The sequence below is a fragment of the Pseudomonas sp. NPDC096917 genome, from assembly GCF_044762555.1.
GTDB lineage: Bacteria > Pseudomonadota > Gammaproteobacteria > Pseudomonadales > Pseudomonadaceae > Aquipseudomonas.
On sequence record NZ_JBIWEO010000018.1, the window covers coordinates 17,176 to 31,339 of the forward strand.

General features: G+C 56.1%; 12 protein-coding genes and 1 pseudogene. 8 read left to right on the top strand and 5 right to left on the bottom strand.

Annotated features, from left to right (window positions below; all coding sequences use genetic code 11):
• The first annotated feature begins 2 nt into the window (after positions 1-2).
• Positions 3-758, top strand: a complete 756-nt coding sequence (locus ACIQYF_RS19215) for an enoyl-CoA hydratase-related protein (protein WP_402864996.1) — start codon at positions 3-5, stop codon at positions 756-758.
• Between the two features lie 109 nt (positions 759-867).
• Here ACIQYF_RS19215 and pyk read toward each other — a convergent pair whose 3' ends face one another.
• Positions 868-2,319, bottom strand: a complete 1,452-nt coding sequence (gene pyk, locus ACIQYF_RS19220) for a pyruvate kinase (protein WP_402864998.1) — start codon at positions 2,317-2,319, stop codon at positions 868-870.
• 154 nt (positions 2,320-2,473) lie between these two features.
• Here pyk and ACIQYF_RS19225 point away from each other — a divergent pair, with 154 nt between their 5' ends.
• The 3 genes from ACIQYF_RS19225 to sbcB all read left to right on the top strand — a co-directional run bounded on the left by ACIQYF_RS19225 (position 2,474) and on the right by sbcB (position 5,050).
• Positions 2,474-2,848 carry a tetratricopeptide repeat protein gene (locus tag ACIQYF_RS19225; RefSeq protein WP_322239766.1) on the top strand — a complete coding sequence of 125 codons (375 nt, stop codon included), beginning with the start codon at positions 2,474-2,476 and terminating at the stop codon, positions 2,846-2,848.
• Positions 2,849-3,144: 296 nt separating this feature from the next.
• Positions 3,145-3,504 (top strand): PilZ domain-containing protein, encoded by a 360-nt coding sequence (locus tag ACIQYF_RS19230; protein ID WP_402865000.1) that lies wholly within the window; start codon positions 3,145-3,147, stop codon positions 3,502-3,504.
• Positions 3,505-3,598: 94 nt separating this feature from the next.
• Entirely contained in the window at positions 3,599-5,050 is a 1,452-nt protein-coding gene (gene sbcB / locus ACIQYF_RS19235) for an exodeoxyribonuclease I (protein ID WP_402865002.1), read from the top strand.
• Positions 5,051-5,128: 78 nt separating this feature from the next.
• Here the strand turns inward: sbcB and mvaT are convergent, their stop codons facing one another.
• Entirely contained in the window at positions 5,129-5,506 is a 378-nt protein-coding gene (mvaT, locus tag ACIQYF_RS19240; RefSeq protein ID WP_048370601.1) for a histone-like nucleoid-structuring protein MvaT, read from the bottom strand.
• Positions 5,507-5,854: 348 nt separating this feature from the next.
• Between mvaT and purU the strand changes: the two genes are divergently transcribed.
• Together purU and ACIQYF_RS19250 are read left to right on the top strand one after the other, a co-directional pair.
• Positions 5,855-6,703, top strand: coding sequence for a formyltetrahydrofolate deformylase (gene purU / locus ACIQYF_RS19245; RefSeq protein ID WP_402865005.1), 849 nt, complete (start codon positions 5,855-5,857; stop codon positions 6,701-6,703).
• Positions 6,704-6,743: 40 nt separating this feature from the next.
• Positions 6,744-6,917 carry a hypothetical protein gene (locus ACIQYF_RS19250; protein ID WP_402865007.1) on the top strand — a complete coding sequence of 58 codons (174 nt, stop codon included), beginning with the start codon at positions 6,744-6,746 and terminating at the stop codon, positions 6,915-6,917.
• A 66-nt stretch (positions 6,918-6,983) separates the two neighbouring features.
• On the opposite strand, the gene ACIQYF_RS19255 is transcribed toward ACIQYF_RS19250, so the two are convergent.
• Positions 6,984-7,823, bottom strand: coding sequence for a methyl-accepting chemotaxis protein (locus ACIQYF_RS19255; RefSeq protein ID WP_402865116.1), 840 nt, complete (start codon positions 7,821-7,823; stop codon positions 6,984-6,986).
• Positions 7,824-7,841: 18 nt separating this feature from the next.
• A pseudogene (locus ACIQYF_RS19260) lies at positions 7,842-8,873 on the bottom strand (cache domain-containing protein); the annotation flags it as partial.
• A 195-nt stretch (positions 8,874-9,068) separates the two neighbouring features.
• On the opposite strand from ACIQYF_RS19260, the gene ACIQYF_RS19265 reads away from it, so the two are divergent.
• Complete coding sequence (locus tag ACIQYF_RS19265; protein WP_402865009.1) at positions 9,069-10,547, top strand: helicase HerA-like domain-containing protein; 1,479 nt, start codon at positions 9,069-9,071, stop codon at positions 10,545-10,547.
• Positions 10,548-10,581: 34 nt separating this feature from the next.
• Here the strand turns inward: ACIQYF_RS19265 and ACIQYF_RS19270 are convergent, their stop codons facing one another.
• Positions 10,582-11,040 carry a DUF721 domain-containing protein gene (locus tag ACIQYF_RS19270; protein WP_402865012.1) on the bottom strand — a complete coding sequence of 153 codons (459 nt, stop codon included), beginning with the start codon at positions 11,038-11,040 and terminating at the stop codon, positions 10,582-10,584.
• 308 nt (positions 11,041-11,348) lie between these two features.
• Here ACIQYF_RS19270 and secA point away from each other — a divergent pair, with 308 nt between their 5' ends.
• Positions 11,349-14,102, top strand: a complete 2,754-nt coding sequence (gene secA / locus ACIQYF_RS19275) for a preprotein translocase subunit SecA (protein ID WP_402865014.1) — start codon at positions 11,349-11,351, stop codon at positions 14,100-14,102.
• The last annotated feature ends 62 nt before the right edge of the window (positions 14,103-14,164 follow it).

Consider the following 14,164-nt stretch of genomic DNA (forward strand, 5'->3'; position numbering starts at 1 on the left):
GCATGACCCAAGCCATAGTGGTTGAACGAGAGAGCGCGGTGCTGACCCTGCGCCTGAATCGTCCTGACAAGAAAAACGCTTTGACCCGCGAAATGTACAGCGCCCTGGCCCGCGCTCTGGAGCAGGCAGATGCCGATGTTGGCGTGCATGCCGTGCTGATTTGCGGCAGCGCCGAATGTTTTACCAGTGGCAACGACATTGCCGACTTTCTTGAGCAGCCGCCGCAAGACATGCAGAGCCCGGTATTTTGTTTTATGCGCAGCTTGCTGGAATGCCGTAAGCCTGTGGTGGCGGCCGTTGCGGGCGCTGCGGTGGGGATTGGCACAACCTTGCTGCTGCACTGTGATCTGGTCTATGTGAGCCATGATGCACGCTTGCGTATGCCGTTCGTCAATCTGGGGCTGAGCCCGGAGTTTGGTTCGAGCCTGTTGTTGGCGCAGTTGGTTGGGCAGGCAAGGGCGGCAGCGTTGTTGTTGCTGGGCGAAGGGTTCAGTGGCGAGCAGGCGGCGGCCTGGGGGGTGGCGAATCAAGCCATGGCCAGTGGGGCGGCAGCATTGGAAAAAGCCCGTGAGGCGGCTCATCGACTGGCTGGATTGGCGCCGGCTGCGGTTCAGGACAGCAAGCGGCTTATGAAAGCGCCGGGTCGTGAGCAACTGCGCCAAGTGATCGAGGAGGAAAGCTGGTTGTTTATTCAGCGTCTTGGTTCGCCGGAGGCCGTGGCGGCGTTGTCCGGGTTTATCAACAAGGCGCGCAGCTGACTTGCGGCCCAGTAGGGGCGAGCTTACTCGCGATCAGCGCCTGCGGGGCGTTACAAAAAAGCCCCGCCTGATGACTCAGGCAGGGCTTTGGGCGTAGGCCTTGTGGGGCTTAAACCATTTTGTCGCCGACATGCAGGATCTTCATGCCGTTTGTGCCACCGATTGTGTGGTAGCTGTCGCCCTTGGTCAGGATGACCCAGTCGCCTTTTTCTACGACGCCACGCTTGAGCAGTTCGTCGATAGCGGCTTGGCTGACTTGTTCTGGCGGCAGTGAAGCCGGGTCGAACGGCACGGTGTAGACGCCACGGAACAGGGCCGCACGGGCCTGGGTTTCGCGGTGCGGGGAGAACGCGTAGATCGGCACCGAAGAACGGATGCGCGACATGATCAACGGTGTGTAACCGCTTTCAGTCAGGGCGATGATGGCTTTGACGCCAGGGAAGTGGTTGGCGGTATACATGGCCGCCAGCGCGATGCTCTGGTCACAGCTTTCGAAGGTTTTACCGATGCGGTGGCTGGAGGTTTTGCTGGTCGGGTGCTTTTCAGCGCCGACGCAAATACGCGCCATGGCCTGCACGGCTTCCAGTGGGTAGGCACCGGCAGCACTTTCAGCCGAAAGCATCACGGCGTCGGTGTAGTCGAGAACGGCGTTGGCAACGTCGGACACTTCGGCGCGCGTTGGCATCGGGTTCTGGATCATCGACTCCATCATCTGGGTCGCTACGATCACGGCTTTGTTGTGGCGACGTGCGTGCAGAATGATTTTCTTCTGAATGCCCACCAGCTCGGCATCGCCGATTTCAACGCCCAGGTCGCCACGAGCAACCATGACCGCGTCACTGGCTTTGATCAGTGCGTCGAGAGTTTCGTCGTCGGCAACGGCTTCGGCACGCTCGATTTTCGCGACCAGCCAAGCGGTACCGCCGGCTTCGTCGCGCAGTTGACGGGCGTATTCCATGTCGGCAGCGTCGCGTGGGAACGACACCGCGAGGTAGTCGACTTCCATTTCGGCAGCGAGCTTGATGTCAGCCTTGTCTTTTTCAGTCAGGGCCGGTGCAGTCAGGCCACCGCCACGGCGGTTGATGCCTTTGTGATCCGACAGCGGGCCGCCGATCAGCACGGTGCAGTGCAGGGCGTCGCCAGTGGCGGTATCAACACGCATCACGACACGGCCGTCATCGAGCAGCAGTTCGTCGCCGACGCCACAATCCTTGACCAGATCCGGGTAGTCGATGCCGACGATCTGTTGGGTGCCTTCGGTCAGCGGGTGGCTGGTGGAGAAGGTAAAAGTGTCACCGATTTTAAGTTCGATGCGTTTGTTGGCAAATTTGGCGATACGAATTTTCGGGCCTTGCAGGTCACCCAGCAACGCAACGAAACGGCCATGCTTGGCTGCGATGTCACGCACCAGCTTGGCGCGAGCCTTGTGCTCATCGGGAGTGCCGTGGGAAAAGTTCAGACGGGCGACGTCCAGGCCAGCGAGGATCAGCTGTTCAAGCATCTCCGGTGAATTGCTGGCAGGGCCAAGTGTGGCAACGATTTTAGTTCGACGAACGGACATGCAAAGACTCCTGAGTTCAAGCGCTGCCAAAGGCTACTATGGTCTTTGCCTGTAGTCATTGTTCCTCTGCACTACTTTCGGCTTAAGTTGTGGTGCACAGGATGTGAAGAATTTTGCCAAGGGGTCGATACACTGTTGAGAACAGGAGATGCCCATGCGCTTTTTGCTTATTTTAGTGTTAGCCAGCAGTGTGGTCGGTTGCACCCGCTGGTCGATGAACCACCATTTAAACAGTGCTTATCGGGCGTATGATCGTGGAAACTGCGAGGCGGTGATGCTGGAGTTGTCCGAAGTTGATCGCGACAGCCGCAGTCGCCCGTATATCTGGCCGCAAACGGCGATGCTGCGAGGGTTGTGTCTGGAGCGTACAAAGTTTTACCTGGATGCTGCGCAGACCTATCAATACATCATCAACGAGTTCCCGAAGAGCGAATATGCCTACAGGGCTAAGGCGCGAATTGAGACATTGCGTATTCTTAAGTTCATCCCGGGCCCAGGCACCGCTCAGGCGCTGCCCGCCACGCTTTAGGCGCAGTACGGAATGTATCGGCGCTCGTTTGGCCTTGCGAGACCTTGATTCGAAAATACGTCGTACAGAGCCTGGCGTTTGATCATGACTTAAATGCATGCTGGCTGTTTGCTACCCTTTTGCTACGCTTTCCAAGCATTTGAGCGGTATTTCATCAAGCAAGAAAAGTCTGAGTGTTCGGTTGGCAGTATTTTGCGTGTAACTCTGCCAACCGTTATCCCGAACTCTGGTTCACTCCAGGGGATTTGAGGTGTTAACACCGCCGTGTCAAACGGCCTTACACAGTGAAATTCGACATGGTTATCGAGCGCCGCATCCAGCGTCACCAATTGACGTGTTTTTTGAAAGTATTCAACCGATTCACGGACAAGGTCATGGGGTATTTGGGCAACATATCCGAGGGGGGGTTGATGCTGATCAGCCAGTTGCCTCTGTTGGTCGATGCCGATTTTGAATTGCGGCTCAAGCTTCCAGGTGCTGATGGGCGTGTGCAGTGGATCGACTTCACGGCGCGATGCCTGTGGTGTCGTGAAGATGTGACGCCCACTTATTACGACTCCGGTTTTATCCTGTATCAACCGCCTGGCGAGTACCTCAAGCTGATCAGTGATTTGAGGCAATACTTCAGCTTCCATCCCTTGCAGGCCTCAGCCTGATGCGATCGCGCAGGGTGTGAGGCCTTGGATTCGGGCTGGTATTGTCCGGGTTTGAGCGCCTAGACTGAGCGCGAATACTGCTCAGGAACACCCCGTGACCTCTATTTTTTGGTACGACTACGAAACGACCGGCATTAACCCGCGCTGCGATCGAGCTGTGCAAGTTGCGGGTATCCGCACCGATCTCGAGCTTAATGAGATAGATCAGCCGCTCAATCTTTACTGCCAGCCTAGTGACGATATTCTTCCTCATCCCATGGCGTGCCTGATCACCGGGATTACGCCGAGTCGACTCGAAGACAAAGGATTGGGAGAGGCCGAGTTTATGACCCGCACCCATGCGCAGTTGGCTCTGCCTGGTACGTGCGCAGCGGGCTACAACACGTTGCGCTTCGATGATGAGGTCACGCGCTACAGTCTGTACCGAAACTTCTTTGATCCTTACGCGCGCGAATGGCAAGGCGGCAACAGTCGCTGGGACTTGATCGACGTTGTGCGCACAGCGTATGCCCTGCGTCCTGAAGGCATTGTCTGGCCAGAGGAGGAGGGGCGGGTGACGCTCAAGCTCGAGCGTTTGACGGCGGCCAACGGGATTGACCATGGCCAGGCGCACGATGCCTTGTCCGATGTGCGTGCAACCATTGCTCTGGCGCGTTTGATTCGTGAAAAGCAGCCGAAGCTGTATGACTGGTTATTCCAGTTACGGACTAAGCAGCGAGTGTTGGATCAAGTTCGTTTATTGCAGCCGATGCTGCACATCTCTGGACGGTTTTCGGCGGCGCGACATTATGCGGGGGTGGTGTTGCCGCTGGGCTGGCATCCTAAAAACCGTAACGCACTTATTGTGTGCGACCTGCACTTTGATCCACAGCCCTTGTTGGACATGGATGCCGACTCTTTGCGTACGTTGCTTTATACGCGGCGTGAAGATTTGCCCGAAGGCCAACTGCCAATTGGGCTAAAGCTGATTCACGTTAATCGTTGTCCGGTGGTCGCGCCTTTAAATGTAGTGCGTGCGCAGGACCAAGAGCGTTTGCAGTTGGACATGACTGAATATCAGGCGCGAGCCCGCGTGCTGATTGATGCGCAGGAACTTTGGAAGCAAAAGTTATCTGATATTTATGCCCGTGAAGACTTCACGCCCAGTGATGATCCTGAGCAGCAGTTGTATGACGGTTTTTTGGGTGAGCGTGATCGCCGGTTGTGCGAACAAGTCCGTATGAGTGATCCGGAACAACTGGCCAAAGATGCATGGCCTTTTGATGATGAGCGCTTGCCTGAATTATTGTTTCGTTACCGCGCGCGAAACTTTGCCTATACCTTGAGCGCAGAAGAGCAGGCACGCTGGCAATTGTTCTGCCAGCAGCGATTGACGGAACCTGCGTTGGGGGCGCCGCTGACCCTGCGCCAATTCACCGAGGCGGCTGATGCCCTGGCACGCAGCGCCACGCCAGCCGAGCTGAAGCTTTTAGGCGAATGGCAGCGTTATGCGCAAGGGGTGAGTCAGCGTGTTGGCCTGGGGGCGCAGGCACGCGATCAGGATTAAAATCCAGGCAATAAAAAAACGCCAGCAAGCTGGCGTTTTTTAATAGAGACGCAGAATACTCTGCGAGTCCGGTATCACTTAGCCGAGCAGAGTTGCCCAGCCTTCAACCACATCGCTGCCCCACTTGGCTTTCCACTCTTTCAGAGTTTTGTGGTTGCCACCTTTGGTTTCAATCACTTCGCCGTTGTGTGGGTTTTTGTATTGTTTAACCTTGCGGGCACGTTTGGTGCCGGTGGTTTTAACAACACCGCGTGGTGCTTTGCTTGCCTTGGCTTCTGGATCCAGCAGGGCGATGATGTCGCGCAGCGACTTTTGGTATTCGCCCATCAGCGTACGCAGTTTGCCTTCAAATTCCAGCTCGGTTTGAAGTTTGTCGTCTTCCGACAGGTTCTTCAGGCGGGCTTGCAGTTCTTTGATGGCTTCTTCTGTTGCGCGATATTCGTTGATCAAGGACATGAGGATAACCTTATGCTGAAGAGGTTGCAGGGATACAGTGGCGTAATAATAGTCAGACAGTTACAGCAAGTAAATATCAAATCCCGGATTAATTTAAATTTTTATTCATTAACTTTCGGTCGTTTGCAATAAGTCAGCTTTTAAACAGGGCTGATACCTTGGGTTTATCAATGTCATTAATAAATAATATCAATGCGACGTAAATTCAATGCAGGCCGCGGCGCTATTGGCGTCGACGCTCTGCCAGCGCGACCCGTTGCCTCAGGCAATAAGCCTCACGCACTACTGTAGTTTTGCTGCGCACTCGCTAGAATGGCGGCCTTAGTAAAGTTTTGGAGTTTTTCCCTCATGCGCACTTTTCGGTTGGTGATTGCCTGCCCCGACGGCGTCGGCATTGTCGCCAAGGTCAGTAATTTCCTGGCCTCCCACAATGGCTGGATCACTGAAGCGAGTCACCACTCGGACGATCAAAGCGGTTGGTTCTTTATGCGTCACGAAATTCGTGCCGATTCCCTGCCATTTGGGCTAGAGGCTTTTCGTGAGGCTTTTGCCCCGATTGCCGAAGAGTTTTCGATGGTCTGGCATATCACGGATACCGCGCAAAAGAAGCGTGTAGTCTTGATGGCCAGCCGCGAGTCTCACTGCCTGGCAGACTTGCTGCACCGCTGGCACAGCGATGAGCTCGATTGTGATATTTCTTGCGTGATTTCTAACCACAACGACTTGCGCAGCATGGTCGAGTGGCACGGCATTCCGTTTTACCACGTGCCGGTTGACCCGAAAGACAAAGAGCCGGCCTTCGCTGAAGTCTCGCGTCTGGTCAAGCATCATGACGCTGAAGTCGTGGTGTTGGCGCGCTACATGCAAATCCTGCCGCCTGATCTATGCAGTGAATACGCCGGCAAGGTGATCAATATTCACCACAGCTTCTTGCCGTCATTTGTCGGTGCCAAGCCTTACCACCAGGCGTCGATGCGCGGTGTGAAACTGATTGGTGCAACCTGCCATTACGTCACTGAAGAGCTGGATGCGGGTCCGATCATCGAGCAGGACGTGGTACGTGTGAGCCACAGTGACAGCATTGAAGACATGGTGCGTTTCGGTCGTGATGTCGAGAAGATGGTGCTGGCCCGTGGCTTGCGCTATCACCTCGAAGACCGCGTGCTGGTCCACGGCAACAAAACGGTGGTTTTTTGATCTGATTAGGCTGTGTGATGGCCTTTACGCAGGGGGTGCAATGACTGATCCACTCGACAAGGCCACGTCCAGCGCCCCTGCGACCCTGGGCGAGGGCTGTTTGAGTCGTTACGACCCGGACGCCCTCAGCCCCGAGGATGGAACCGATTTTCCTGACGCCGCCAGGCTGTGGGAGCAATTACAGCAAGACGCAGAAGCCGACTCCGATCTGTAGTTGACGCCTCCACGTATTGCAATCTGTGGCCACCATTGGCGGCCACAGACCCTGCGCTGCTCAATATCAAATACGGAAACTGCCCACCAGTTGCTTGAGGCGAGCTGCTTGCTGCTCCAGATCATTGCAGGCACGCAAGGTGGCTTGCAGGTTTTCGACGCCTTCCTGGTTCAGCGTATTGATCTCGGTGATGTCCATATTGATCGACTCAACCACCGAGGTCTGTTCTTCGGTCGCGGTGGCGACAGACTGATTCATGCCATCAATCTCGCCGATGCGCGCCGTTACACTGATCAGGCGCTCGCCCGCGCGGTTAGCGATTTCAACGCTGTCTTCGCTGTGGCGCTGGCTTTGCTCCATGGTGCTCACCGACGCACGGGCGCTGACTTGCAACTCTTCGATCATGGTTTGCACTTGCTGCGCTGACTCTTGAGTGCGATGCGCCAGATTGCGCACTTCATCGGCTACCACGGCAAAGCCGCGGCCGGCCTCACCGGCACGGGCCGCTTCAATCGCTGCGTTAAGCGCCAACAGGTTGGTTTGCTGCGAGATGCTGGTGATCACGTCCAGGATCTGGCCGATATTGACGGTCTTGTCATTCAGCGATTCGATATGGCCACTGGAAGTGCCAAGCATGTGCGACAGTTGTTGCATCGAGTTGATGCTGCGCTCCACCACCTGCTGGCCTTCTTCTGCCAACCCGCGGGCATCACTGGCCTGGTGCGAAGCCTGGGCTGCGTTACGGGCGATTTCCTGAGCGGCGGCGCCCAATTCGTTGATGGCTGCCGCAACGCTGTTGGTGCGGCTGGCTTGTTCGTCAGAGTTGAGCATTGACGAATTCGAGGCGCTGACAACCCGCAGGGCCACTTCGTTAACGTGCTCAGTGGCCGACGACACTTCTCGCATGGAGGTGTGAATACGCTCAACGAAGTGGTTGAAAGCACTGCCCAGTGTGCCGAATTCGTCTTTGGAGTTCACGTCCAGGCGGCGGGTCAAGTCTCCCTCACCTTCGGCAATGTTCTGCATTGCACGGGTCATCACGTGCAGCGGCTGCAACAGCAGGCGGATCAGCAGGCCGAGCAAGGCGATGATTGAAATCACCGCAATACAGGTGGCAATGACCGCCGAGGTGCGAAATGTGCTCAGCGTGGCAAAGGCTTTTTCTTTATCAACCGACAGGCCTATGGACCAATTGACCGTGCCCAGTCCTTTAACCGGGGTGAACGTCACAATCCGGGTTTTGCCATCGACTTGAATCTCGCTGATGTCGGTGCTGATGGTCGGGGTGTCTTGTGGGTAAATGTCCTTCAGGTACTTGGTGATCAGCGCTTTGTCCGGGTGAACCAGGATTTTGCCGTCGCCACTCACCAGAAAGGCATAACCCAGGCCGTTAAAGTTCAGGGCATTGATTGAGTCGGTAATGGTTTGTAGGCTCAGGTCGGCGCCGACGACGCCTAGGGCTTGCCCGGCTTTTTTCGCCGCAGTGCCAATCGAGATAATCATCTGCCCGGTGACCGCATCAATGTACGGTTCGGTCAGGCTGGCGCCACTGCTGTTGCTGGCATCCTTGAACCAGGGGCGGGTGCGCGGATCGAACCCGTCCGGCATCTTGCTGTCAGGGCGGATGGTGAAGCCGCCCTGGTTATCACCAAAGTAATCGGCCATAAACGTGCTGGTCAGTGCTTTTTGCTCCAGCAGGCTGGCGATCTGGGCGGGTTCGGGATTGAGAGCAATCGATTGTGCGAGGTTTTCAACCAGCAAAATTCGGCCTCCCAGCCACGTTTGAATGTTGTTGGCCGTGACGCTGCCCATTTCGTGCAGGTAATTGTCCAGGTTATTACGGATGGCATTGCGCTGCAGATAGTCGTTGTAGAACGTAAAGAGCGAGAACGCGGCGATGACGATCAGGGACGCGGCAAGCAGGATTTTGTGACTGAAACGCAGGTTTTTATTCATGGCTTGAAGGGTCCGCTAAGGTCTAAAAATGTGAGGCCTGTACGCTGTAAATACGCTCGCTCTGCACTTCACTGCCAGAGCAGGAGCGGTTTCTCTATTTATTGAGATGCTTCCCACGCTAAATCAGGTGTTTTCTGGTCTAGCATTAAGAATGTATCGACGCGGGACCGCGAAAGATTAATGAATGGTGGAAAAATGCCTGACTCCTCTGCTCTTGTTCTCGGTGCTGACCTTGCAGGTCAGCCCATCGCCCAATCATTGCGCCTGGCAAACCGCCACGGCTTAGTGGCGGGCGCCACGGGGACAGGTAAAACCGTCACCCTGCAACGTTTGGCCGAGCAATTCAGCGATGCGGGCGTGGCTGTATTTGCCGCTGACATCAAAGGCGATCTGTGTGGTCTGGGCGCAGCCGGCAATCCGCAAGGCAAAATTGCCGAACGCATTGCCAGCATGCCGTGGCTCAATTATCAGCCCAAGGCTTATCCGGTAACCCTGTGGGACATACAGGGCAAAACCGGCCATCCGCTACGCACCACCTTGAGTGAGATGGGGCCGTTGTTGCTCGGCAGTTTGCTCGAGCTGACGGACAGTCAGCAGTCGGCCTTGTACGCTGCGTTTAAAGTCGCAGACCGTGATGGCTTGTTGCTGCTGGATTTAAAAGACCTCAAAGCCTTGCTTGGCTATCTGCGCGATAACCCTCACGTGCTGGGCGATGACGCCGCCTTGATGACCACAGGTTCCAGCCAGGCACTGTTACGCCGCCTGGCAAGCCTGGAGCAGCAAGGGGCCGAGGCGTTATTTGGTGAGCCTGCGCTGCAACTCGAAGACATTTTGCAGCCTGCCAGCGATGGTCGTGGACGCATTCATCTGCTGGATGCCAGCCGTTTGGTGCACGAAGCGCCCAAGGTCTATGCAACTTTCCTGCTGTGGTTACTGGCTGAGCTGTTTGAGCAGTTGCCGGAGCGCGGTGATGCCGACAAGCCTTTACTGGCGCTGTTTTTCGACGAGGCGCATTTGCTGTTTGCCGGGACGCCCAAAGCGCTGCAGGACCGTTTGGAGCAAGTGGTTCGGCTGATTCGCTCCAAAGGTGTGGGGGTTTACTTTGTCACCCAGTCTGCGGCGGACTTGCCTGACACGGTGCTTGCCCAATTGGGTTTGCGTATCCAGCATGGGTTGAGGGCATTCACGGCCAAAGAGCAAAAATCCCTTAAGGCAGTGGCTGACGGATTCCGTCCGAACCCCGCTTTTAATGCGCTGGCAGTGCTGACAGAGCTGGGGACGGGTGAAGCCTTGGTCGGTATGCTCGAAGAAAAAGGCACCCCGGCGATGGTTCAGCGGGTTTTTATTGCGCCGCCTCAGTCACGTATCGGCCCGTTGACCGAGGCTGAGCGGGCGGCCTTAATGGCCAGTTCGCCGTTGCAGGGGCGTTACGACAAGCCGATTGATCGCGAGTCTGCCTACGAGGTGTTGCTGGCCCGCAAAGGTCAGGCGCCGCAGGCGCAAGCACAAGCGGCTCCCCATGAGCCGGGCTTGCTTGATCAGGCGGGTGACTTTCTGGGGACTGCTGCGGGCAAGGCTCTGCAATCGATGGCGCGCCAGGCGGCGAGCCAAATGGGGCGTCAGTTGGTGCGCGGGTTATTGGGTTCGTTGCTCGGTGGGAGCAAGCGCAAGTAGAGAGTCTGTAGCCGCTGGGCCAGCGGCTACACCATCACTCGACTTTGGGCTTGGCGTGGCTCGCCAAACGCTCAAGCGCTGCCCGCAACGCCGGGTCGGTGATCCCGTCGGCCGTCGCTTGAATGGTTTGCGCAGCATCGATGGAAAGGTCAAGGGTGTGTCCATTGACTTTGGCCAGCACCGTGGGCGGTTGAACCTTAAATAAAATCCGGGTCAGGCTGGCGAACTCGTCAAAGGCCTGTAATTGACGTTGCAAGCGCTTTTGCTGGTAACGCAAGCGCGTGGCCCAATGGCCATCGGTGACGATCAGCAACAAGCTGCCTTCGCGCCATGACGCCACGTGACAGTGTTCGCGTGCGGCGGGCTGGAGTTGGCTCTCGAGCAGGCGTTGCAGGTGCGCCAAACGCTTGGCGTGGCCGAAAATGGCTTTTAGGGGCTTGGCCTCGCGGAGCAGAACAGAGGGTGCCCGTGCTGGGTGTGGGCGGAATGCCATGTTCAAGCACCTTAAAAAACTGAGGGGCAATCTTAGCAGAAAGCGCCCATTTCACTCGAGATAGTCCTGAATCGCTTCAGTTTATTTGCAAAATCAATGGGTAACTTCTGCATCGCATGGGTTGAAGTTCCGCAAAAAGGCCTTATTTTAGTCAGGCCCCGTCACAACGCTATACCAGTATCGTGGAATAACGCCACTTTCCTCACCGACGTTTCCGGGTAGAATGCTCGCTCGCATGCGGCCATCAGGGCTGCTCGGGCGACTCACGGGGCCGCCCTCCATCCCTATGTGTGGAAGATCCTGCCGATATGTTTGCGCCTTTGTTAAAGAAACTTTTTGGAAGCAAGAACGAGCGCGAAGTTAAACGCATGCTCAAGACGGTACAGGTCGTCAATGCCTTCGAAGAGCAAATGGTTGCTCTGAGCGATGAGCAATTGCGCGCCAAGACCGAAGAGTTCAAGGCCCGCATAGCTAAAGGTGAGACCCTCGATCAATTGCTGCCTGAAGCCTTCGCGGTCTGCCGTGAAGCGGGTAAGCGCGTCATGGGCATGCGCCACTTTGACGTACAGCTGATCGGTGGCATGACCTTGCACGAAGGCATGATCGCAGAAATGCGTACCGGTGAAGGCAAGACCCTGGTAGCGACTCTCGGGGTTTACCTCAATGCATTGTCCGGCAAGGGCGTGCATGTGGTAACCGTGAACGACTACCTGGCTCGTCGAGATGCCAACTGGATGCGTCCGCTCTACGAATTCCTGGGCCTGACGGTCGGCGTGGTCACGCCGTTCCAGCCGCCTCAAGAAAAGCGTGAAGCCTACGCCGCCGACATCACGTACGGCACCAACAACGAGTTCGGTTTCGATTACCTGCGCGACAACATGGCTTTCAGCATGGAAGAAAAATTCCAGCGCGAGCTCAACTTTGCAGTAATCGACGAAGTCGACTCCATCCTGATCGACGAAGCTCGTACGCCACTGATCATCTCGGGTCAGGCCGAAGACAGCTCCAAGCTGTACACCGAAATCAACAAGCTGATCCCGCGTCTTGAACAGCACATCGAAGAAGTTGAAGGGGAGGTTACCAAGCCTGGCCACTTCACCATCGACGAGAAAACCCGTCAGGTCGAGCTGAACGAATCCGGTCACCAGTTTGTAGAAGACATGCTGACCCAGATCGGTCTGCTCGCAGAAGGCGAAAGCCTTTACTCCGCCCACAACCTGGGCCTGTTGACCCACGTTTACGCGGCACTGCGTGCGCATAAGCTGTTCCATCGCAACGTTGAGTACATCGTTGAAGACGGTCAGGTATTGCTGGTCGACGAGCACACCGGCCGTACCATGCCGGGTCGTCGTCTGTCCGAAGGCTTGCACCAGGCGATTGAAGCCAAAGAAGGGCTGAACATCCAGGCAGAGAGCCAGACACTGGCATCGACTACCTTCCAGAATTACTTCCGTCTCTACAACAAGCTGTCCGGCATGACCGGTACGGCGGACACCGAAGCATTCGAATTCCACCAGATCTACGGTCTGTCGGTGATGGTTATCCCGCCGAACAAGCCTCTGGCGCGCAAAGACTACAACGACCTGGTGTTCCTGACCGCGGACGAGAAGTACGCGGCGATTGTGGCTGACATCAAGGACTGCATGGCCAAAGGTCGTCCAGTGCTGGTGGGTACAGCAACCATCGAGACCTCCGAGCACATGTCCAACCTGCTGCAAAAGGAAGGTATTGAGCACAAGGTTCTGAACGCCAAGTTCCACGAGAAAGAAGCTGAAATCATTGCTCAGGCCGGTCGTCCAGGCGCACTGACCATCGCGACCAACATGGCCGGTCGTGGTACTGACATCCTGTTGGGCGGCAACTGGGAAGTTGAAGTTGCCTCGCTCGAAAACCCGACCCCGGAGCAGATTGCTCAGATCAAGGCCGATTGGCAAAAACGTCACCAGCAAGTGCTGGAGTCGGGTGGTCTGCATGTCATTGCTTCCGAGCGTCATGAATCGCGCCGTATCGACAACCAGTTGCGTGGTCGTGCCGGTCGTCAGGGCGATACAGGTTCGAGCCGTTTCTACCTGTCGCTTGAAGACAGCCTGATGCGCATCTTCGCTTCTGATCGAGTGAAGAACTTCATGAAGGCCCTGGGCATGCAGTCTGGCGAAGCGATTGAGCACCGCATGGTGACCAACGCGATCGAGAAGGCTCAGCGCAAGGTTGAAGGTCGCAACTTCGACATTCGTAAGCAATTGCTGGAGTTCGATGACGTTAACAACGAACAGCGTAAAGTGATTTATCACATGCGTAACACGTTGCTGGCGGCTGACAATATCGGCGAAACCATTGCTGATTTCCGCAAAGATGTTCTCGACAGCACCGTCAGCGCGCATATTCCGCCGCAGTCGTTGCCAGAACAGTGGGACATTGCTGGTCTGGAATCTGCCATCGAAAGCGGTTTTGGGGTGAAGCTTGCGATCCAGCAATGGCTCGACGAAGACGATCATCTGTACGAAGAAACACTGCGCGAGAAACTGCTGAACGAGTTGCTGGCGGCATACAACGAGAAAGAAGAGCAGGCGAGCCCGGAAGCCCTGCGCACGTTCGAGAAGCAAATTGTGCTGCGTGTTCTGGATGACCTGTGGAAAGACCACCTGTCGACCATGGACCACTTGCGTCACGGCATCCACTTGCGCGGCTATGCGCAGAAGAACCCGAAGCAAGAGTACAAGCGCGAGTCGTTCAATCTGTTCTCTGAGCTGCTTGACTCGATCAAGCGTGATTCGATCCGTGTGCTGTCCCATGTACAGGTTCGTCGCGAAGATCCGATCGAAGAAGAAGCACGTTTGCGTCAAGAAGCGGAAAACCTGGCTGCACGCTTGCAGTTCCAGCATGCCGAAGCTCCAGGCCTTGATCAGCCTGAGGCGTTGGCAGAAGTGCTTGAAGGCGCCGATGTGTCTGAGGTGGTAACCGCTACCGAGCCTGCTCGTAATGATCAGAAATTGGGTCGCAACGAGCTGTGCTACTGCGGCTCGGGCAAGAAATACAAGCACTGTCACGGGCAAATCAACTAAAGCCCGCTTCAACGGCTGAAACACCTGCGCCGCGACCGGCATTAGCCGTCGCGGCGTTTTAC

Excerpts from the sequence above, each read along its gene's own strand:
- ACIQYF_RS19215 (WP_402864996.1), top strand. The coding sequence starts at position 3 with ATGACCCAAGCCATAGTGGTTGAACGAGAGAGCGCGGTGCTGACCCTG.
- pyk (WP_402864998.1), bottom strand. The coding sequence starts at position 2,319 with ATGTCCGTTCGTCGAACTAAAATCGTTGCCACACTTGGCCCTGCCAGC.
- ACIQYF_RS19225 (WP_322239766.1), top strand. The coding sequence starts at position 2,474 with ATGCGCTTTTTGCTTATTTTAGTGTTAGCCAGCAGTGTGGTCGGTTGC.
- ACIQYF_RS19230 (WP_402865000.1), top strand. The coding sequence starts at position 3,145 with ATGGTTATCGAGCGCCGCATCCAGCGTCACCAATTGACGTGTTTTTTG.
- mvaT (WP_048370601.1), bottom strand. The coding sequence starts at position 5,506 with ATGTCCTTGATCAACGAATATCGCGCAACAGAAGAAGCCATCAAAGAA.
- purU (WP_402865005.1), top strand. The coding sequence starts at position 5,855 with ATGCGCACTTTTCGGTTGGTGATTGCCTGCCCCGACGGCGTCGGCATT.
- ACIQYF_RS19250 (WP_402865007.1), top strand. The coding sequence starts at position 6,744 with ATGACTGATCCACTCGACAAGGCCACGTCCAGCGCCCCTGCGACCCTG.
- ACIQYF_RS19255 (WP_402865116.1), bottom strand. The coding sequence starts at position 7,823 with ATGCGAGAAGTGTCGTCGGCCACTGAGCACGTTAACGAAGTGGCCCTG.
- ACIQYF_RS19265 (WP_402865009.1), top strand. The coding sequence starts at position 9,069 with ATGCCTGACTCCTCTGCTCTTGTTCTCGGTGCTGACCTTGCAGGTCAG.
- ACIQYF_RS19270 (WP_402865012.1), bottom strand. The coding sequence starts at position 11,040 with ATGGCATTCCGCCCACACCCAGCACGGGCACCCTCTGTTCTGCTCCGC.
- secA (WP_402865014.1), top strand. The coding sequence starts at position 11,349 with ATGTTTGCGCCTTTGTTAAAGAAACTTTTTGGAAGCAAGAACGAGCGC.